We start from the raw sequence: 22,076 nt of genomic DNA on the forward strand, positions 1-22,076 counted from the left end.
AGTGGGTGTAGTGGGTGGCGCCTTTAGCCATCGCCCACGTCTTCATGGCCGAGGCCACCGCGTCGGCCACCGACCGCTCCACTGGCGCGCCTTCTTTGATAGATGCTTCCAGCTTTTTCAAATAGCTACCCGACATGGTAGCCCGCATGGCCTCCAGGTTGAAGACGTTTTTACCGAAGGTCGCGGACCGGCTTTCGTTAGTTGTTACTACGGGTACTGGTTCGCGCCGATCGACTAATTCGAGGGCTTTGAAGCGCAAAATGGACATGCGAGAACTAAAAAGGTAAGAGGATTGAAAGGGGTGTGCGTCACTGCGGGCGGCCGCAATAATTGGTTTGGCAGACACTGGAAAGCTAGCTCACTTCCTTACTGAACTTCTCCTAGCTTTCCAGCGCCGCGGAGCAGGCAGCCTGGTGCAGATACTACTTAGTGGCGCTCGGCTACCAGTTCTTTGCGGGTGCTTTCGTATTCTTCGTCCACGTTGTAGGTCGACTCTTCGTGCTGACTCAGGTCGAGACCTAGCTCTTCGTCGGCGGCTTTCACGCGCAGCCCGAAGATCATGTCGGTTATCTTTAACAGAATCCAGGAGCCCACGAAGGCGTAGCCAACCACAATGACGAGGGCAAGGAGATGGTAGCCAAACAGCGTGGCAGAACCGTGCACGAGGCCTACTTTATCGGCAAACACACCCGTCAGGATCATGCCCACGATACCACCAAGGCCGTGGCAAGGAAACACATCGAGCGTGTCGTCGATGTTGGTGCGGCTGTTTTTCCAATGCACCCCAGCAAAGCTGATGAGCGACGCTACCACCCCGATCAGAATGCTCTGGCCGTAGTTTACAAAGCCAGCGGCGGGCGTGATGGCCACCAAGCCAACAACGGCCCCGATGCATGCACCCACGGCTGTGGGTTTGCCACCACGGGCCACCTCTACCAACATCCACGCGATTAGTGCCGCCGCCGAAGCTAGGTTGGTGTTAGCGAAAGCAAGAGTGGCCTGCTCGTTAGCCCCTAGCGACGAACCAGCATTGAAACCAAACCAACCAAACCACAGCAACCCGGTGCCGAGTAGCACGAAAGGCACGTTGGGCGTCGAGAAGGAAGTCTGCTGCTTCATGCGGCGCGGCCCCATCACGATGGCGCCAGCCAGCGCTGCCACCCCAGCCGAAATGTGCACCACTGTGCCACCGGCAAAATCGAGCACGCCCCACTTGTGCAGAAAGCCTTCGGGATGCCAGGTCCAGTGTGCTAGTGGGCAGTAGATGAATAGGCAAAACAGCACCATAAAGGCTAGGTAGCCCTTGAAATTGACGCGCTCAGCGAAAGAACCCGTGATGAGGGCCGGTGTGATAATGGCAAACTTCAGCTGAAAAGCGAAGTAAAGAATGAACGGGATGGCAGCCGAGAAAGCGGGGTTGGGCGCAGTGCCTACGTTGCGGAGCAACGCAAAGGTGAGTGGATTGCCAATCAGGCCGTGCCAGCTGTCGCCGTAAGCCAGCGAGAAGCCCACAAAGTAAAACACCAGCGTGATTACGCCCATTGCCACGAAGCTTTGCAGCATCGTCGAAATTAGGTTTTTGGGCCGCACCATGCCGCCGTAAAAGAACGACAGGCCAGGCGTCATCAATAACACCAACGCCGTGGCTGTCAACATCCAAGCTACATCGGCGGCGTTGAGCGTGCTGGTAGCACCCGCCGCGGGATGGTCAACGGGTACAAAGGCGGCTACTCCACTCAGCGCCAGTAGCACCAAGAGCATAAAGGAGCCCGAAGCAGATTTGGGAGGAGAAGTTTCCATACGAAGTAAATTGATGACTTGAAAGTTGAATTTAAAAGTGATTTACCTACTGCGTGGCTAAGTAATATTAGGCAAATCGCCAGAGTATTTAGTAACCGATTTGTTCGCTCAGCAAATAATTTTTAAGCAAGAAATACACATTTGCCTTTTTTAAACATGTACGGAATAATGTATGCAGCAAAAGACAAATACAATTTTAGTTTCTCTTCTACTCGTTAAAATTTATAGACAGCAGCAATCAATAAACTTTGCGTTGATTTTTTAGCTACTCCAGCCCTATTTACAAATAACCTAGGATCTCGATTTCCACTATCCAATCGCAGCTCAGGAATAATCGTCAAATTATCAACTCGAATATTTGAAGAGAGAGTTGTTTCAAATACTCCGCCGTTAAACCCAATTAATGCTTTCTTATCGCCAACATATTCACTACGAAGTGTCAAGCCAAACCACGAAGTAGGATCTACGTTTGCGTAGAGTGCAGAGCCCCACCACGTATTAGTATCACTCCAGCTGCTTTCGCTTTTACTTTGCCGCGTTTGAACGGTTCCGTTATAAGAAAGACTAAACTTAGATGATGCTGCAAACGTCACAACTGCATCAACTTGATGTAATCGCAATGAATCATTCGGATTACCTCCTTGATAATTCAAGTACGCTTTTATTTTGTCGTCTTTCGTACCCGTAGCGAGCTGGGCAATACCCATTTTTGGTAAGCCACTCGCACTTTTTAAATCAGTTGGGTTGGCCACCCCTACCATAAGGGTTGTCTTGTTACCGAGGGTGAAATCGGCTTTGACACCAGTATGAAAAAAGGGTCCGTACGAGAACATATAGCTCATACTGTAATTCCGATTCAGGTACGGATCGACCGATTCATACCCAATATGCGTGGCCCAGCTTCCTGCTGTCAACTTAACTTTTGCCGACGGTGAATAGGTGATAAACAGCTGCTTAATTGCAAAACGCGTATTTGAATCGTTGTATGAAAATTCCTCCGCACGACGCCCGAAACCAAGGTCAGCCACCATTCCTACTTTGCCAATTGTATGTTCCGCTTTTGCGGAAATCATACCTAGCTCGAAAGAATTATGCGTATTGGTAAAGCTAGTATAATTATTAAATGAAGCCTCTCGTGGGTTTTGCAAATTATAGCGGTAATACGCATCTGCAGACCCCGATAATTTAAACGGCAGCGTTGTACGAGTTGAATCATCCGCGCTACCCATACTAGTGGCAAGCAACGACAATGTTGTTGTAAGGATGAGCATGTAGGCAATCTATGTGGTGGAAAATAAAAGACATCGTGTTGTGGGACTCGTATTTTCTGCCTTGACCTACTTCACATTTGTACCATTCTATGGGTACAAATTATCTTTATCTCCTTGGCATGGGTATGCGTATTTTATTTTTTACAAAGCATAGTTTATCCGTTCTGTATTAAACAATACAAAATTTCGATTACTACGCAGTTTCAGTAATGTCTTGCTAAATGGTATTACCAGATCAGACGCAGGATCTGCTAGCACCACAGGTGCACTCTATACTATAAGTGCATCAAGTTCTACCTAAATATGCTGGACATTTCTCTCGTGACGTACGGGTGTTTCAACCGTCAAAGACAAGCTTTCTTTCATGTTGAACGTCGCTACCTAAATAGAAAAATACAGGGAATAAGCAGAAGCCAATGCCTTAAACGAAAGTAATCGGCATCGTGAGGAGGGGTATGTTGTAAATCTGAAGCCAATCTACGCTTAAACCAAGTATAAATTCAAATAATACCTTCTATTTTTACCTTATTTTTATAAAAAACGCTTCTTTATAGCAAATACACCCTCGCAATTAGGGGTACTTCGATAATATCTTGTTTTCAATTCCGATTTTGCCACTGCTCGGCAAACCTGTGCTGAGGTAAGCTACTTTTGGCAGGTTAGTAGCGCAACATGGTTCTTCCCCCTAGTGCTTTATAGCCAGGCCTGTGTCTTAGCAGCTCAATTACACGGGCAGGACGGCGCCGCCTCTTGCTAAGACACAGGAGCCAGTCAGGTGGTAGGTCGTTGAAAAGCACAGGAAGCCCCGCTAATTCGCTGATGTGCGAACGGCGTGCAGCCAAGGAGCCGCCGGGGGGCTGTACTTTAGGCTTTTAGGCGAATAAGATGTTAGGCTACCGGCCTAGCTTGGCTGTTTTGCCTGCTTGCACCTGCGTGCTGAGCTTCTTTGTTTCGGGAATGGCGCTGTAGTGTGGCTGTAACCCACCTAGGTCGACGGTAATGCGGTCGAGCACGACACCTGGGTCAAGCAGGTAGATTCTTATTGTGTGGCGGCCGGGGGTGATAGCAGCGGCTTGTATTTGCCGTTGGGCATTGTTGCGCAGCACGTTTTGCTTCCATTCTTCCGAGCGGCCCATGGTGCGGAAGTCCACGATTTGCATGGGCTGGTCGTCGAGGGCGACGCCGTAGCGCATGCCGGTGCGGCTGGTGAGTTCGTGCGTAGGCAAGGTAAAAACGGTGATGATAGGCGCCGAAGCAGCGGAAAGTGCATAGAAGTCATACTCAGCTACAGCGGCTTGCTCCAGGGCACTAGCGGGCGTAGTGAGCGAAGCAGCTTGAAGGGGCTGGGCTTGCAAAGCGCTTCCGACGGAACCTAGGTTCGGCACTTTCGCCCACTGACTCGCCACTTTATCTGTTTTACGCGTGTAATTCCCGGCTCCCATTGATACGTAGCCGTTGCTCTCCACAAAGCCAGTATAATTTTTCACTTCGGGTTCAAGGCCGGCTACGGGAACCCACACGGTAATTTTTTGGCCCGCGGCAATGAAGGTTATTTGCCCGGGAGTTTTAGGGCGCTTGGGTGCTTTGGCCCAATCGATAGTTACTTGCAGGCGCTGCTCCCGCCGACCTAGGAGTGGGAGCAGTTGCCCTTGCGAGGCCGATACGTTAATCCACTTGGAGGTCTTTACCTTCCACGTCGCCGCTTGCTGCCGGGTAAGAAACAGATCGATGAAGTGCTGCTGCGGCCCCCACGGGTAGAAGGTCGGCAGGACCAACCCTAGCTTGCTTGTGGGTAGCAGCGACGAATCTGGGCTCACCCAGCCTTCGGGTGCGACACCCCATACCTGACTAGTATCTAGCTGAATGGGCTTTAACGCTGGCGCCTGGTACACGGGCAAGTTGCGCGGCTTCATCGACATTATGCCCTGCCACTTGCCCCCGGCTAGCTGGCGGTTGAAATAGTCGGTTTCTTGCTCAATCTGCTGGTAGGCTTGCTGGGCCAAGGTGGCGTAGTCGCGGGCGCTGGCGCGGTTTTGCTTGGCGTACAGCTCGCTTTTGTCGCGGTACAGAAACTTCTGGTTCATAAGGGCCGCTCCTACTACAGGATAATACACCAACTCATAGAAAGCATCGGCTTTATCGGGGCTGATTTGGGGGCGCAGCTGCTGCACTTTCTCGACCAAGGCCGCGTAGCGGTCGAGGCGGCGCTGGGCTTCGTCGCCGTAGTAGAAGTGGTTGTACTCGGTGCGGGTGGTGGGCGTGGTGGGCTCGGTGCGACTCCAGCCCATAAACTCGGGCCTGCGCTCAAAAGCTAGGTTGGAGTATTCCCACAGCACGTCACGGATAGCTGCCGCATGCACCGCACCAAATGCCTCCTGCGACCAGTTCTGCAAGTGCGTCGGCACGTAACTGCTTTGCTCAAAAGGCGTTGCATCGTAGGCCATATCCAAAAAGAGCTGCGTATTGTATTCAAGGGGCTTCAAGTCGCCCACATTCATCACCCACAGGCCGTCGGCTTGCAAGGCATAGGCCTTCATCATCTCCTCCCGAATCAGGGCCGGGTGCGTCGAGCTGAGCCACAGGTAGTCGTGGGGGCGCCCCCAGTACGAGGCGTGGTAGTACACGCCCGAGCGGCCAGGACGGCGCTGCTCTTCGGCATTGCTCAGGCGGCTGATGTAGCCGTAGTTGTCGTCGGGCCACACCAGGGTCACGTCGTCGGGCAGCTTCAGGCCTTGGTCGTACACATCGAGCACCTCCTTATATAAGGTGAATACCTGCGGAATGCGCGTTACATCTTTGGCCACATTGCGGCGCAGAATCTGGCGCTGATCGGCTAGCACGTTGCCGAGCATCTGGGCGGCTTCTTTGGGCGTTTTGGCCCCTTCCATGCCGCTGTCGTGCACGCCGCGCATGCCCAGCGAGTAGATGGCCTCCATTGACCTAGCTTCCTTCGCGCGCTGATTCCAATAGTCGTACACGGCGGGCTTGTTGCGGAAGTAGTCGAAGGGGCCCATCGTTTTCTCCTGCCACTCATCCACGTTGTTGCGTAGCATGGGCTCGGCGTGCGAGGTGCCCACCAGTATGGCGTAGCGTTCGGCCACTTGGGGGTTGCCGGGGTAATGAAAGAATGCCTTGGTGCTCGGGTGCATGGCCGGCCAAATCAGGTTGGCCTTCAGGCGCAGCAGCAATTCAAATAGGCGGGCGTAGGTATTGGGGCCAATGTCCTTGATATCCTTGTCCAGATTCTGCGCGGCCCAGGGCTGCAAGCCCCAGTCTTCGTCGTTGAGGAAAATGCCCCGGTATTTCACCGAAGGCGGCACGCTCTGGTAGGCGCCGGCCGTGAGGTACAGGTTGTCGTGGTGCGGGGGCGGCACGTCGGCCCACCAGTACCACGGCGACACTCCTAGCCGCCGCGCCAGTTCAAACACCCCGTACGCCGTACCCCGCCGGTCGCTGCCGACAACCACCAAGGCTTTGCCTGGTTTGCCCAGCGGCTGCTCTACCACCTGCAAGCGAAACGTTTCCCACTGGCCCTGAAGGCTTTTCAGATCGAGCTGCTTGCTCGCCACGAGCTGATCGATCAACCGGGAGTGACCTAGGGTTCCGATCAACACCGGGTATTCGGCTAGGGGCTCGGTGGCGGCGCGCAACGCAGGCGTCACGCCCGTGATGCGATTAATGTCGTTGGCCAACGCTTCCGCCGCTACGCGCACCACCTCCGCATCCGGCGCATCGACGTAGAGCGCAGCGGCCGTCCGTTGGTGCACGAGCGGAAACACGGAGGAACCGTAAGTAGCCGCCGGCACGATGGGCGCAGCTAGGTTCTGCTGCGCCGCAACGGGGCGGCACAGGCTACTTAGCAAAAAGGCAAGAACGTAGGCAAACCGCTTTTTCATGGAATAAACGAGCAGGATAGGGTAGCGTAGGTAATTGCCTGACCGCAACGCTAGGTGGTGAAGCGATATACAGAAAAGAAAGGCAACGAACTGTCCTGCCCGTTCCTGGCCGAGTTTGCGCTACTGCGTCTTTGTTGGCCTAGGTAGCATTTGCCCTAGCAGCATCCGGCTTCCGCCGAAGATGTTGTATACTACTGCTGGTTTGATTCTTCCCTCATCTTTTCCGCGTATGTCCTTTTCTATTTCGCGCCTTCTGGCCCTTAGTAGTGCGTTGTGCCTGAGCGTGCCCATGTCGAGCCAAGCCCAACAGTTCACGGCGCAAGTCCAGGAGTTTATCAGCGTAAATGCGCCCACCGTGGCTCTCACCGACGCCAAAGTGATAGACGGTACCGGCAAACCGGCCCTGCTCCACCAAACGGTGCTCCTGCAAAAAGGCCGCATTGTGCAGGTAGGGCCCACGAAAAAGGTGAAGGTGCCCGCCGATGCCAAGGTGATCAACTGCGCGGGCAAAACCCTGATTCCGGGCCTCGTGATGCTGCACGAACACCTGTACTACACCATGCCGGTGGGCAGCTACTTCAACATTGCCCAGATGCCCTACTCCTTCCCGCGGCTGTACCTAGCCGGCGGCGCCACCACCATCCGCACGGCGGGCAGCATCGAGCCCCAAACCGACCTAGCTATCAAGCGCATGATCGGGGAAGGCAAGCTCATCGGCCCCGACATGGATGTGACGGCGCCCTACATGGAGGAACCGAGCATGGACATTCCGGCCCTGAACACCATTAAAGGCCCCGAGGACGCCGCGGCTACGACCATCTTTTGGGCTAATAAAGGCTGTACGTCTTTCAAAATGTACATGCACGCCACCCGCGCCGACCTAGCCGCCGTGGTGCGCGAGTCCCACGCCCGCCACCTGAAAGTAACCGGCCACCTCTGCTCCATCACCTACCGCGAAGCCGCCGACCTCGGCATCGACAACCTGGAGCACGGCTTCATGGCTAGCTCCGATTTTGAGCAAGGTAAGCCCGTCGACGTGTGCGACTATCCCAACGGCCGCACAGCGCTGCTGAAGCTGCCGGTGAATAGCCCCGAGATGAAAAACCTCATCAGCTACTTGATCAGCAAGAAGGTTGCCCTCACCTCTACCCTGCCGGTGTTCGAACCCTACACGGGCCGGGAAGTGGTGCTCGGCGGCGGTTTGGAAGCGTTGGTGCCCCAACTCCAAGAACGCGAAAAGGCCACTTGGCAACAGAATCAGCAGAAGGACACTGCCAGCACGCGCCTGTTTAAGAAGGAGCTAGCCTGGGAAAAGCAGTTTTACCAAGCGGGCGGGCTGCTCGTGGCCGGCACCGACCCCACCGGCGCGGGCCGCACCATTGCCGGCTACGCCAACCGCCGCCAGATTGAGCTGCTGGTAGAAGCCGGTTTCACACCCGTCGAAGCCATCAAGATCAGCACCCTGAACGGGGCCACCTACCTAGGTCGGGAAAAGGAAATCGGCACCATTGAGGCAGGCAAGCAGGCCGACTTGATCCTGATCAACGGCGACCCGGAAAAAGATATCCAGCAAGTGCGCCAGATGGAGACGGTCTTCAAACAAGGGGTAGGCTTCGACTCGGCCAAGCTGTTTGAGTCGATGAAGGGAAAAGTGGGGCTGAACTAACGATCAGCAGCAAAAGCGGCCTGGGAGCAACCGGACGCAGAAGAAAGGCAAATGAAATCGATTGAAGCTTTACGAAAGTTTACGAAATTATTATCATCGTCTATTTTAATCATAATAAAAGAATAACTTAGGCCAATACCGATAGGCGGTAGCTTTGCCGATAGATATGCCGTTCGCGATTAGCTCCTCAGATCACCATTATTTGCAGGCCCTCGCGCTGAGCGATGAGGCGGCTTTTGATGCGCTTTTCACCCGCCATTATTCCGGAATGGTGCGGTACGCCAAGAGCCTGCTGCCCTACCCCTCCGACGCCGCCGAAGACGTGACAGCCGACGTGTTTTGCACCCTCTGGACTGGCCGGGCGCACTTGGCGGTGCAGGGTTCGTTGGCGAGCTACCTCTACACCGCCGTGAAGCACCGCGTCTACGACCGGCTTCGTCAGCAACGGCGCACGCCCCTGCGCTTCGACGAAGACGAGGCATCGGCCCTGCAACCCGAGTTTTCGTACTTGGAGCCCGACCATTTGTTGAGCTTTCAAGAGCTCAACCAGCAGGTGCTCCACCTTATCGATAAGCTCCCCGACCGCACGCGCACCGTGTTTCAGCTGCACCGCGAAGGCAACCTCACCTACGAGGAAATTGCTACGCTGCTAGCTATTTCCATCAACTCCGTAAAAACACACATGTTCAGGGCCTTGCGCTTTCTGAAATCGGCGCTGCACGTTTCCGGCGTTTTGTAAAAGCTAGGTGCGTTGCTGGCCAAAACGCTGCCCAGCCACGGCCAACGTGATTCGGGAGCTAGGCGGTTGCGTGGTTTTATCCCGTGGCCTAGGTCAATCAACCAAAACGATACCCCGGTCACTACTGCCACCAACCAGGCGCCTCCTAGCCAGGGAAGTGCCGTGCGTGAGGTAACATGCTGTTTCGATAGCGCCTGATTTGATAACTTGGCTACATGCCTAAGCCCGAAAGTCTGCCCGAGTTTTACCAGCAACACTTCAAAGAGCTGCCCGCTGCCTCATTCTCCGATTGGGGACAGGCGCACGTGTTTCGGTTGGAAGATGTGCTCGCCCCTACGAGCACACCCGTTCAATACAGCCGCCGAGATTTTTACAAGGTGACGCTCATCCGCGGCCACAACGTATACCACTACGCCGACAAAAGCCTGGAGGTGAACGGGCCGACGCTACTGTTCTTCAATCCTAAGGTGCCCTACACGTGGGAGCCCTTATCGGGCGATACCACCGGCTTCTTCTGCATTTTCCGCGAGGCATTCTTCCGCGGACTCAGCCCTGGCCTCATCGATTTGCCGTTGTTCCAGCCCGGCGGCAAACCGGCCTACGCCCTCACGACCGCGCAAGATGCGGAGCTAAGCACGTTGTTTGAGAAGATGCTGGCCGAAGCCCACTCCGACTACTCGCTCAAGTATGATTTGTTGCGCACGTACGTGTCCGAAATCATGCACTATGCTCTTAAGCTGCGGCCGGCCGAGGCACACTATCAGCACCCCGATGCTAAAGCGCGGCTAACGGCCGTGTTTATGGAGCTCCTCGACCAGCAATTTCCCATCGACTCTATTACTCGCCGCCTCACGCTGCGTTCTGCGCGTGATTTTGCCCAGCGCCTGGCCGTGCACGTCAACCATCTTAACCGCTGCATCCGCCACACCACCGGCAAAACCACCACCGACCACATTGCCGAGCGCCTAGCCAGCGAAGCCAAGGCCCTGCTCCGGCACATGGACTGGAACATTGCCGAAATAGGTTACAGCTTAGGCTTCGACGAACCGGCCCATTTCACGTATTTTTTCAAAAAGCAAACCGGCCTACCGCCATCCGCTTTTCGGCGTGTTTGAATTTGGTAAGTATAGGTTTGCATTCGGTAAACCCCTGCCTGGCTGCTTGCTTGACCTTTGCCCTATCAAAACAAAGTCAAGCAAACAACCTCATGAACGACCAACAAAACGCAGGCACACAACAGGTTTGGTTTATTACGGGTGCTTCCAAGGGCTTCGGCCTGGAGCTGGTTCAGCAATTGCTGCGGCAAGGCCACCGGGTAGCGGCAACCTCCCGCAACGTGACGGAGCTGCGCCAGGCAGTGGGCCACGAATCGCCTGATTTTCTACCGCTAGCCGTTGAGCTCACCAGCGAAACCAGCGTAGGCGAAGCTATTCAGGCCACCGTGCAGCAATTCAGCCGCCTTGATGTAGTGGTCAACAACGCGGGCTACGGGCAGTTGGGCAGCCTAGAAGAGCTAACCGACGAAGAAGCCCGCGCCAACTTTGAGGTCAACGTGTTCGGCACGCTGAACGTCATTCGCCAGGCGATGCCGCAGTTGCGCAAGCAGCAGAGCGGTCATATTCTCAACATCTCGTCTATTGCCGGCGTGCTTGGCACTTTCCCCGGGTGGGGCATCTACTGCGCTACCAAGTTTGCGGTTGAAGGGCTGTCCGAGGCGCTTTCGGCTGAAGTAGCTCAGTTCGGAATTAAGGTAACCATCGTGGAGCCAGGTTACTTCCGCACCAATTTCCTGAAGTCGGGTTCCTTGCGGTTGGCCGAACACCAGCTACCAGAATACACACAGGTGCGGGAGTCGGAAGCCTACCACGACCAACTGCAACGCGCTGACAGCCAGCCCGGCGACCCGGCGAAAGCCGCCGCTGCTATTATTCAGGTTGCCGCCGAGGCCAACCCACCGCTGCACCTATTGCTAGGTCAGGATGCGTATGATATGGCGAACATGAAAATCAAGGCGCTGCAAAACGATATGACGCAGTGGCAAGCCCTCACGGTATCTACGGGTTTTGCCGAATCGACTACGGCGTAATGGCTCTGAAGCAAGGCGAGGTAAGTTCTTGCTGAGCCACGCCTACTAGTGACAGGCAATAGCAAGACAGCATGTGTAAAAAGCCTTTCGGGTAGCTCCGAAAGGCTTTTTTGTTGGCTGCTCCACTGCGACCTGCTAGGTTGTTGGCTGTACTTGTACAGCTCATTCGAATGCCGATTACGCGGCTGCCGGCTGCGCCGTAGCCTAGCGCTGCATATTACCTTACTATTAAGGCTATTACCCTTCTGTTAAGACTGCTTCTCCTTGTCACGAGGTCGGGCGCCGCGAGCGTCTTTAGGGAAGAAGGCTGCTAATCGGCCTTTGCCCCGCCGCCTTGGAACAGGACGAACTTTATTTGCTCATTACCCGCTACCTAGCCCGCCAAACGTCGGCGGAGGAAAACGAGTGGCTCGCTACTTGGGTGGCAGAGTCGCCGGACCACGAGCGGGTGTTTGAGCAGCTAAAGCTTGTGTGGGAAATCAGCAAAGCCCCAGCCGCCAACGATGCTACGGCTGCGGCCCTGCGCAACGTGAAAGCTAGGCTAGGCGCGCGCGCCGCTACCCCCGCGCCTCGTCGGCCGGCCCGCCGACCTAAGTACTGGCTGGCGGCGCTGGCCCTGCTGGTGCTAATCGTTGCAGGAGTTGGATGGTACCTGGCGGCGCCCCCTAGCCCGCCGCCCTACGCGCTACGCCAGACGCCGGCCGGCCAGCAGCAGACGATCCGTCTGGCCGACGGCTCCCGCGTGACCCTCGCCCCGCAGAGCCGCCTCCGGTACCCGGCCGCCTTCGACGGCGCTTACCGCGACGTGTACCTCGAAGGCGAAGCTTTCTTTGAGGTGAGCAAGGATGCCCGCCATCCGTTTCGGGTGCACAGCGGCCCGTTGACCACGCAAGTGCTCGGCACGAAGTTCAACGTCAGTGCGCGCGGCCAGGGGCAATACACAACGGTGTCGCTGGTGGAAGGTAAAGTGCAGGTGATGGATAAGCAGAACAGCTACCTGCTCGCGCCCGGTCAGCAGCTCCGCGCCAACCCCGCGACGGGCCGCATCTACCGGCAGAAGTTTGACGCGGAACAAGTGACAGGCTGGCGCCGCAACAAACTGATTTTCAAGAACGAAAAGCTTGCCGAGGCAGCCAGCCAGATCGAACGGCTTTACGATGTGAAGCTGGTGTTTACGGACTCGGCCACAGCCGACGTGCGCCTCTGGGCCACCTTCGACAACGAGCCCCTGCCCGCCGTGCTCGATGCCCTGCAACTCGCCGGCTCCCTGACCTACCGCCGCGAAGGCCACGTGATTTACCTGCACCAACAGGCGCCGCAAGCGCCCCCAAAACGGTGATTTTTCTTGAACAGAAAGGCCGCGTGTCAGAACACGCCGCCCCCGGTAAGATAACTGGCATTCCACCCATGCCGGCTAGCTAGAGGTTCTCAACGCTTGTGTCATATAAGAAACGTTCACACCCAAACGTATGAAAAGAAAGAGGTACCCGCGAAAGAAAACCAGCTGGCTGGGGGCCGTGTGTGGGCTCGGCTTAGCCGTATCGGGCCCAGCACCTAGCTACGCGGCAGCGCCTGCGGCAACTGTGCTGGCGCAGGGCCTAGAGGCCGTGCCGTGCGCACTCACTGTGAAGCAGCAGCCACTTGCTGAGGTATTTGCCAGCATTGAGCAGCAGACCGGCTACCACTTCCTGTACGTAGATCAGGCCGACGTGCTCGGGCGTAAGATCAGCGTGGAAGCGCCGCACAGCAACCTAGAATCTGTGCTGCAACTCATTGCCAAGCAAGCCCACGTGCAGTTTACGCCGCAGCAGAAGCGCATTGTGGTGAAGGCCGTGGCCACCAGCGTGGCGCCCGTGCCGATTAAGGGGCGCGTGGCCGATGCGAAGGGCACGGCGCTGCCGGGTGTTACGGTGCGGGTGAAAGACAGCACGGTGGGCACCACCACCGACGCCAATGGGGCCTACCAGCTTAGCGCTGAGCCCGGTAGCACGCTCGTATTTTCCTTTATTGGCTTTGAGGTGGAGCAGGTGAAGGTGGGCGACCAAAGCACCTACAACGTGGTGCTGCGCGAAGACGCCACCAGCCTCGACGAGGTCGTTGTGACGGCGCTCGGCATCAAGCGGGAGGAAAAAGCCCTAGGTTACTCCGTAACGCAGTTGCAAAACGAAGCCCTTACCGAAGCCAAATCCAACAACTGGACGGATGCCTTGTCGGGCAAAGTGGCCGGCCTAAACCTAGTGAAATCGGGTGGCGGACCAGCCGGCTCCAACAAGATCATTCTGCGGGGTGAAAGCTCGCTGGCCGGTGATAATGAGGCCCTGATTGTGGTGGATGGCGTGGTGCTCGGGGGCAGCAACCGGCGCACCGGCAACGGCAGCTCGGCCTACCTGCAAAGCGAGTCGCCGGTGGACTTTGGCACCAGCCTAAACGACATCAACCCCGAAGACATCGAATCGGTGTCGGTGCTGAAGGGCCCGGCAGCCACGGCGCTGTACGGCGCGCGGGGCGGCAATGGGGCCGTGATTATCACGACCAAATCGGGGAAAGCGCGCAAGAAAGGTATTGGCATCACCTTCAACTCTAATAGCGCCATCGAGACCATTTCGCGCTGGCCTGATTTCCAGTACGAATACGGCCAAGGCTCGGCGGGCGAAAACTATTACTCCTATAATAACACCGTCGATGGACCTAGCACGCGCAGCACTAGCTCGGCGTGGGGGCCGAAGTTTGAGGGCCAATCCTACTTTCAGTACGACCCGGCTACCAACACCACCGGCACGGAGCGCACACCCTGGGTGCCCTACAAAAACAACCGCAAAGACTTCTTCCAAACCGGCAAGACGTTTACCAACACCATTGCCATTGATGGTGGCACCGACCGCACCGCCGTGCGCCTGTCGCTGACCAACCTCAAGAACACCTGGATTATCCCGAACACGGGCTACGACCGCAACACCGTGGCGCTGTCGGCGAGCCAGAAGATTACCGACAAGCTCCAGGTATCGACCAAGGTAAACTACACAAACCGCTACAGCAACAACCTGCCGTCGACGGGCTATAACAACCAGACAATCATGTACTGGACCATGTTTCAGGTGCCCAATGCCAACCTGGACTGGATCAAGAGCTACTGGTTGCCGGGCTCGGAAGGGGTGTTGCAACGCTATCCTTTTAGCAGCCTCGTCGATAATCCCTACCTGATTACCCACGAGATGCTGAACAAAGCCAACCGCAATCAGCTGACGGGCAATGTGCAGATCAACTACAAGTTTACGAAGCACCTAAGCCTGATGCTGCGCTCGGCCATCGACTACTCCTACGAGGCCCGCTCGCAGCAGCGCCCCAAGGATACGGAGCGCTATAAGGAGGGCATGTACCGCACCCAGAACATCTTCTCCCAGGAAATCAACAACGACTTCCTGCTTCAATACAATCAGAAGTTTGGGGCGTTTGAAACCACGTTTTCGGCCGGGGGCAGCCGTTTGCGCAACCGCTACAACAAGGACGAGTTGCGCGCCGAACGCCTACTGTATCCGCAGATTTTCTCCTTTGCCAACAGCCGCGACTTACCCATTGCGCTCCCCTACCGGGCTGAGTACGCGGTGAATAGCCTCTACGGCCTCGCGACGCTAGGATACAAAAACTTCCTGTACCTCGACCTGACCGCTCGCCAGGACTGGACCAGTACCCTAGCTACCAGCACCTCTACCAAAAACACGGGCTTCTTCTACCCGTCAGCTAGCCTGAGCACGATTCTGTCGGAGCTGCTGCCGCTGCCGGAAGTGGTGTCGTTTGCGAAGCTGCGGGCCTCGTGGGCGCAGGTAGGTAGCGGCACCACCACGCCTTACCAAACGGCTTACACCTACGCAATAGCCACCGGCTTCCCATCGGGCCTAAGCAACCCCAGCGCCATTGCCAACGAGGGCCTGCGGCCCCGGCGCACCGAAAGCGTGGAGCTAGGTGCCGACCTGCGCTTCTTCCGCAACCGCGTGGGCGTCGACGTCTCGGTGTACCGCAATAACACCTACGACCAGATCCTGAACGTGCCCATCGACCGGTCGTCGGGCTACGAGTACGCCGTGCTGAACGCCGGCCTGGTACGCAACCAAGGTCTTGAAATCCAAGCCAATGCCGTGCTGCTCGCGCGCCCCACGGGCTTCAACTGGAAAATGTACGGCACCTACACCGCCAACCGCAACAAGGTGGTGTCGTTGGCGGATAGCGTGCTGACGTACCAGCTTCAGCGCGGCCCCGGCGGCCGGGGTACGGTGGAAGCTAGGCCCGGTGGCACGATGGGCGCCATCTACGGCCGCGGCTATGAGCGGGCCCCCGACGGCCAGATCATCTATGCGAACGGCAACCCGGTGCTAGGTGACCAAGTCAAATACCTAGGCAATGCCTTGCCGAAGTTCAAAGCTAGCATCGGCAACGAGTTCAGCTACAAGCGGGTGCGCCTCAACGTGCTGTTCGACAGCCAATTTGGCGCCAAAGCTTACTCCATGACAAACGCCGTACTGGCGGAGCAAGGCAAGTCGAAGCTCACGCTGCCGGGGCGCTACAACGGCATCATCGGCAATGGCGTGATTCGCAACGAAGATGGGTCATTCCGCCCCAATGACGTGGTGGCCGAGAACCTTCCGAGCTACTACAACGCCCACTACGGCCGCGACAACGTGGAGGCCAACCTCTTCCGCACCGACTTTATCAAGCTGCGCGAGATGCGCCTCGACTACAGCCTGCCCACCGGCTTGCTCCAAAAGCTCAAGCTCACGCAAGCCTCCATCGGGGTATATGGTCGCGACCTGTTCATCATCACCAAGTGGCCCGCCTTCGACCCCGAATTCGGCACCCTCAACGACGGCACCATCGACCTAGGGTATGAGCTCGGCCAGTTCCCCTCTACCCGCACGATGGGCATTAACCTGACGCTGGGAATTTGATTCAGGCAGTAGCGCGGACTTTGTAGTCCGTGCACGAGCGTAGCGAGTGACTACGTGCAAACGACTCCCCACGCCACCGCTCGCTACACCCACACGCGGACTACAAAGTCCGCGCTACCTGAAAACGCAACTGCTAACCACCATGAAAAAGATAAAACTACTCGCTTGGTTGCTGCTGGCTACCACGAGCTTAGGGGCCGTTTCGGCCTGCACCGATGGGTTTGAAGAACTTAACGTCAACCCGAACCAGAACCCCAACGTCATTCCGGAAACGCTGCTCGCCCCAGCCCTCACCGACCTGGTGAAGCGCAACATGGACCGCGCCATGCGCATCACCAACGAGTTGATGCAGGTGCACGTGACGCGCCAAGAAAACGACGAAATCCACCGTTACGTCATTCGCACGGCCGAGGCCGACTACATGTGGAACAGCTGGTACACCCAGCTCACCGACTTCCGCGACATGTACCGCAGCGCCCAGGCCACCAAGAGCAACACCTTCATGGCCATTGCCCGTATCTGCGAAGTCTGGACGGTGTCGCTGCTGACCGATACGTTCGGCGACGTGCCCTATTCGGATGCCAACGCGGGGCGGGCAGGCATCCTGCAACCTAGGTTCGACCGCCAAGAAAACATCTACCAGGATCTTTTTCTGAAGCTGGAAGAAGCCAACGAGCTGCTGAAAACCAACACCAACCTAACCGCCGACCAGGCCCAGCTTGATCCTTTGTACCAGGGCAACGCCTTGAAATGGCGCAAGTTCGGCAACTCCCTGTACCTGCGACTACTGATGCGGGTATCGCGCAAAACCGACGCCATTGCCAACGGGATGTCGCCGCAGGCCAAGATGCGCGACATGGTAAACACCAACGCGGCCGACTACCCGCTTATGGCCAACAACAGCGAATCGGCTATTATGCGTTGGACGGGCACGGCGCCGTATCAGTCGCCCTTCCAAACCTGGCGCACCGCCGATTTCAACACCACGAGCTCCATGAGCGAGTTCTTCGTGAACAACTTGACCGAGTGGAACGACCCGCGCATTAGCAAGTGGGCCACCCTCTACAATGGTAAGTACGAAGGGGTGCAGAGCGGCTTCGAGCCCAACAAAGTACCGGCGGGCAAGTCAACCTACCCCACGGCCCTCATGACGGAGCCGCTGCTGGGCAACATCCTGAACTACCCCGAGGTGCAGTTGCTTTTGGCCGAAGCGGCCGTGCGCGGCTGGATATCCGGCGACGCCAAAACCTACTACGAAGCCGGCGCCACCAACGGCATCCTGCTTTGGAACCTAACGGTGCCCACGGGCTACCTCAACGGCAGCGACGTGAAATGGGAAGCAGGCAGCAACACCGAAACCAAGCTCGACCAGATTCACCTACAAAAGTACTACGCCCTCTTTTTCACCGACTTCCAGCAATGGTTTGAATACCGTCGCTCGGGCCACCCGGTGCTGCCCCTAGGTCCGGGGCTGAAGAACGACCGTCAGATGCCCGCCCGCCTGAACTACCCCGTGTACGTGCAGTCGCTGAACCAGCAGAATTACCAGGCCGCCGTGGCCGACCAGGGCGCCGATAACATCAACACGAAGGTGTGGTGGCAGGAATAGGTAAGCCTCAATCAAGCAACATGAAAACCAAGATCCTTGCATCGTTCGCGCTTTTGTCGAGCGCCTTTGCCTTCACGGGCTGCCTGGAAGACAACCCCGACTATGCGGCCGGCATACCTAGCCCCATCATCTCGCTGGAAGATGTGCGCCGCCTCTACCAAGGCAGCGACGTGGTGCTGGAAGCCAACAAGCTAGCCGGTGCCCACCAAGTAGTAGGCGTGGTTATTTCGAACCCCAGCGGCCAGAACGTGCCCGGCGGCCCCAACACCGTCGTGATTCAGAACAAGCGTCGCGGGGTCATTCGGGGCATCATCCTACCCCTGAACGATACGCCCAACCTAGCTGCCGGCGACTCGGTGGTGGTGGATATTGCCGGGACAACGCTCTCGAAAACCAGTGGCACATTGCGCATTGAAGGCCTCTCGGCCGCCAACGTTGAGAAGGTAGCCAGTGGCAAAACGGTACAGCCGCAGGAGGTGAACATCCAAACGCTGCTGACCAACCTAGATATGTACGAAGGCACGCTGGTGCGCATCACCGGGGGTAGCATCACGCCCGTGCCCGTGTCGGGCGACACCTACAAGGGCGACAAAACCCTGGCCGACGGCTCCAACAACAGCGTACTGCTGCATACCGAGGCGGCGGCAACCTTCGCGACGCGCCGAGTGCCGGCCAGCGCAACGTTCGTGGGCATTCCGATGGGCACTGAAGCCGCCACGCAGCTCTGGATGCGCACCGAGGCCGATGCGCTCGACCCCAGCGGCCCCATCTACGCCAAGTTCCCCGAGAGCTTCGACGCAGTGCCCGCCGCCATCAAAGGCAGCTATAACATGAACACCGCCGCCGTGCCCGACAATACCGTGACCTTCGGCACTGGGCCCTGGAAACTCTATCAATCCATCCTAGGCAACACCTCCGGGCGCGACCGGTACACCGGCGCCCAAGGCATCCGGATGCAGCAGAACCTCACCGAATCGGGGTACGTGGAAATGAAGTTCGACGTGCCGAACGGCGCTACCAAAGTCACGCTGGTGTACGGGGCCTACTACACCGATGCGTCTAGCTCTTGGAAACTAGAGTACTCGCAGGACCAGGGCAAAACGTGGAAGCAATCCGGCCAAACCATCACCGACGCCAGCAATTGGCAGCGCTCCATCACCTTCCTGATGAACATCAGCGGGCCGGTGCGCTTCCGCATCAACAAGCTAGGCCTGGGCCCAAGCAACCCGCCCGCCGTTTCGAACGGTCGCTTGGGGCTGGATGACATTGCCATTTACGAGAACTAAGCTGTGTACGTCTTCCAATCGGGTGCCTCCGGCGTCTGACTGACACACAATTTTTAAGCGCTTCAAACTAACTGTATCATGTTCAGAAGAAAGTTCTTGCAAAGCCTAGGTACCCTGGGGCTGACGGCTAGCCTACCACTAGCGCCAGCGGTGCTTGCCGAGGAGAAAGCGCCGGCAGCCGAGGCCGGGCACAAGCTCAACCTCGCGCCTATTACCATCAAGGGCAAAGTGCACCAGAAGGGCGCCGGCATTGCGGGCGTGCCCGTCACGGATGGCTACAACATCGTGCTGACCGACAAAGCCGGCCGGTACACGCTGGAAAGCAACGCCACCGCCGAGTTCGTGTACATCACGGTGCCGCGCGGCTACGCCATTCCGCACGAGAAAGGCATTGCCAAGTTTTACCAACCGCTGAAGGCCAGCGGCTCGGGCATGACGGCCGACTTTGCCCTGCAAAAGCTAGCTACCGACGACACCAAACATACCTTCGCGGTGTGGGCCGATCCGCAGATGATCGACAAGAAGGACACGAACCAGCTCATCACCGTATCGGCGCCCGACCTGAGGGAGCTGGCCACGCAGTACGACCAGAATATGTTTGCCATCGGCTGCGGCGACTTGGTGTGGGACCATTTTGAGTTGTTTGAAGACTACAAAAAGGCGGTGGAAGTTACGGGGTTGCCCTTTTACCAGGTCATCGGCAACCACGACATGAACATCACCGCCCGCTCCGACGACGGCTCGGCCCAAACGTTCAAAAGCCTCTTCGGCCCTACCTATTACTCCTTCAACCGGGGTGAGATTCACTATGTCATCCTCGACGACGTGTTCTTCATCGGGCCACCCAAGAAGTACATTGGCTACCTCACGGAGAAGCAGTTGCAGTGGCTGGAGCAAGACCTAGCCCACGTGAAGCCCGGCAGCACGGTGGTCGTGGCCCTGCACATTCCGGTGGATAGCGGCGACAAGCGGCGCAACAAGCTCAAGGAAGAATCGTTGGGCGGCGTGGTGTCGAACCGGGCCGAGCTGTACCGCATCCTGAAGCCTTATAAAACGCACATCATGTCGGGCCATACCCACATATGCGAGAAGGTAATCGGAGAAAATACCATCGAGCACATTCACGGGGCCGTGTGCGGCGCCTGGTGGACGGGGCCCATCTGCACCGACGGCACGCCCAGCGGCTACGGCGTGTATGAAGTGAACGGCCCTGAGCTGAAGTGGTACTACAAATCATTCGGCAAAGACCGCAAGCACCAGTTCCGCGCCTACCCCAAAGGCGCCGTACCTGAGCGCCCCGACGACATCGTGGTGAACGTGTGGAACTGGGACCCCGAGTGGAAAGTGACCTGGTTTGAAAACGGCACCCGCCAGGGCGAAATGCATCAGCAAACTGCCCTCGACCCGATGGCCGTGCAGCTCCAAGCCGGCGAGAAGCTCCCCGCCAAGCACAAGTGGGTCGACCCCACCCTCACCGACCACCTGTTCTTCGCCAAGCCTTCCAAAAACGCCAAGGAAATTCGCATCGAAGTGACCGACCGGTTTGGGCAGGTGTACAGCGACGTGATGCCAGCTTAGCGATTATTCCAACAGGTAAAAGAACGGTCATGCTGAGCTTGTCGAAGCATCTCTACTGCAATACTAACCCCTCCTGATGGGAGAACGAAGCGGTGGAGATGCTTCGACAAGCTCAGCATGACCGTTCCAATTGCATTTTTATGGAGCTAGGCTCCAGCGCTTACATGATATCTTAACACCACCTTCTCACCCAACTTTCGGACCTTGCCGTCCGAAGGTTGGGTTTACGTTTAACTTCTGTACCCGTGCAACGTCCGCTGTTCTTCCTACTGCTTCTGAGTTCCATGAGCGCCGCCGCGCAACGCTCGCTCGACGTGCAAGGCCACCGGGGCTGCCGCGGCTTGATGCCCGAAAACACCATCCCGGCCATGCGCAAAGCCCAGGACCTCGGGGTGACGACCCTGGAAATGGACATTGCCATCAGCCAGGACAAGCAGCCGCTCCTCTCCCACGACCCATTCCTGAACGCCGACTTCGTGTACCGCCCCGACGGCAGCGCTATTCCGAAGGCGGAGGAGAAGAGCTACCGCATCTACAACATGCCCTACCGCGAGGTTCGGCGCTACGACGTGGGCAGCCACGGCAACCCAAAATTTCCCCGGCAGCAAAAGCTTAAGACGTACAAGCCACTGCTAGCCGAAGTTATCGACTCGGCGGAGGCGTACGCTCGGCGCAAGCACCTAGCGTTGCCGCGCTACAACATCGAAACGAAAGTTTCGCCCGAAGGCGACAACCTATTTCACCCCGCTCCGGAGGAGTTTGTGCAGTTGCTTATGCCAGTGCTGGTGGCCAAGAAGGTACTGGACCGGGTCACGATTCAGTCGTTCGACCCGCGCACGTTGGAGGTGGTGCACCGTCTGTACCCCGCTGTGCAAACCGCTTTATTGGTCGAAAACATCAAGGGGCTGGAGTATAACTTGAAGCGCCTGACCTTCAAACCGAGCATCTACAGCCCTGCTTACAAGCTAGTTACACCCGACCTAGTGCAGAGTTGCCACCAACAAGGCGTGAAAGTCATTCCCTGGACGGTAAACTCAGCCGCCGAAATCAATAAGCTGATCGAGCAGCAGGTTGACGGGGTTATCACCGATTATCCTGATTTGCTCAGCGCTAAATAGCAATCGTAAAGACACATACTTGTGTCTTTTACTTGAACGACTTGGCGTTGAGCAAGCTAGGTAAGTAACATCAACAACGACGAGACA

General features: G+C 57.0%; 14 protein-coding genes. 10 read left to right on the top strand and 4 right to left on the bottom strand.

What is annotated here, in order from left to right:
* The 4 genes from BXP70_RS19155 to BXP70_RS19170 form a co-directional block, all read right to left on the bottom strand.
* On the bottom strand, positions 1 to 268 hold a 268-nt coding region (locus BXP70_RS19155; protein ID WP_143436584.1), incomplete at its 3' end, for a glutamine synthetase III.
* Between the two features lie 158 nt (positions 269 to 426).
* On the bottom strand, positions 427 to 1,800 hold the full coding sequence (locus BXP70_RS19160) for an ammonium transporter (protein ID WP_245849686.1): 1,374 nt from the start codon (positions 1,798 to 1,800) through the stop codon (positions 427 to 429).
* 215 nt (positions 1,801 to 2,015) lie between these two features.
* A complete protein-coding gene (locus tag BXP70_RS19165) occupies positions 2,016 to 3,071 on the bottom strand; it encodes an outer membrane beta-barrel protein (protein ID WP_086595738.1) in 1,056 nt (351 codons plus the stop codon).
* A gap of 893 nt (positions 3,072 to 3,964) precedes the next feature.
* Positions 3,965 to 6,967: a glycosyl hydrolase 115 family protein gene (locus BXP70_RS19170; protein ID WP_143436585.1), complete on the bottom strand. Its 3,003-nt coding sequence runs from the start codon at positions 6,965 to 6,967 to the stop codon at positions 3,965 to 3,967.
* 229 nt (positions 6,968 to 7,196) lie between these two features.
* Between BXP70_RS19170 and BXP70_RS19175 the strand changes: the two genes are divergently transcribed.
* The 10 genes from BXP70_RS19175 to BXP70_RS19220 all read left to right on the top strand — a co-directional run bounded on the left by BXP70_RS19175 (position 7,197) and on the right by BXP70_RS19220 (position 21,989).
* Positions 7,197 to 8,633: an amidohydrolase family protein gene (locus tag BXP70_RS19175; protein WP_179197749.1), complete on the top strand. Its 1,437-nt coding sequence runs from the start codon at positions 7,197 to 7,199 to the stop codon at positions 8,631 to 8,633.
* Positions 8,634 to 8,799: 166 nt separating this feature from the next.
* The gene (locus BXP70_RS19180; RefSeq protein ID WP_086595741.1) at positions 8,800 to 9,372 is read left to right on the top strand and encodes an RNA polymerase sigma-70 factor; all 573 of its coding nucleotides are present in this window, start codon (positions 8,800 to 8,802) and stop codon (positions 9,370 to 9,372) included.
* Positions 9,373 to 9,587: 215 nt separating this feature from the next.
* Positions 9,588 to 10,487: a helix-turn-helix domain-containing protein gene (locus tag BXP70_RS19185; RefSeq protein ID WP_086595742.1), complete on the top strand. Its 900-nt coding sequence runs from the start codon at positions 9,588 to 9,590 to the stop codon at positions 10,485 to 10,487.
* A gap of 92 nt (positions 10,488 to 10,579) precedes the next feature.
* Entirely contained in the window at positions 10,580 to 11,458 is an 879-nt protein-coding gene (locus tag BXP70_RS19190) for an oxidoreductase (protein WP_086595851.1), read from the top strand.
* Between the two features lie 334 nt (positions 11,459 to 11,792).
* Entirely contained in the window at positions 11,793 to 12,797 is a 1,005-nt protein-coding gene (locus BXP70_RS19195; protein WP_086595743.1) for a FecR family protein, read from the top strand.
* Between the two features lie 130 nt (positions 12,798 to 12,927).
* Positions 12,928 to 16,398, top strand: coding sequence for a SusC/RagA family TonB-linked outer membrane protein (locus tag BXP70_RS19200; protein ID WP_086595744.1), 3,471 nt, complete (start codon positions 12,928 to 12,930; stop codon positions 16,396 to 16,398).
* A gap of 142 nt (positions 16,399 to 16,540) precedes the next feature.
* Positions 16,541 to 18,007 carry a SusD/RagB family nutrient-binding outer membrane lipoprotein gene (locus BXP70_RS19205; RefSeq protein WP_086595745.1) on the top strand — a complete coding sequence of 489 codons (1,467 nt, stop codon included), beginning with the start codon at positions 16,541 to 16,543 and terminating at the stop codon, positions 18,005 to 18,007.
* Positions 18,008 to 18,027: 20 nt separating this feature from the next.
* The gene (locus BXP70_RS19210; protein WP_086595746.1) at positions 18,028 to 19,293 is read left to right on the top strand and encodes a DUF5689 domain-containing protein; all 1,266 of its coding nucleotides are present in this window, start codon (positions 18,028 to 18,030) and stop codon (positions 19,291 to 19,293) included.
* Positions 19,294 to 19,371: 78 nt separating this feature from the next.
* Positions 19,372 to 20,871, top strand: a complete 1,500-nt coding sequence (locus BXP70_RS19215; protein ID WP_086595747.1) for a calcineurin-like phosphoesterase C-terminal domain-containing protein — start codon at positions 19,372 to 19,374, stop codon at positions 20,869 to 20,871.
* 245 nt (positions 20,872 to 21,116) lie between these two features.
* Complete coding sequence (locus BXP70_RS19220) at positions 21,117 to 21,989, top strand: glycerophosphodiester phosphodiesterase family protein (protein ID WP_245849687.1); 873 nt, start codon at positions 21,117 to 21,119, stop codon at positions 21,987 to 21,989.
* Positions 21,990 to 22,076 lie beyond the last annotated feature (87 nt).

The organism is Hymenobacter crusticola (assembly GCF_002154225.1).
GTDB lineage: Bacteria > Bacteroidota > Bacteroidia > Cytophagales > Hymenobacteraceae > Hymenobacter > Hymenobacter crusticola.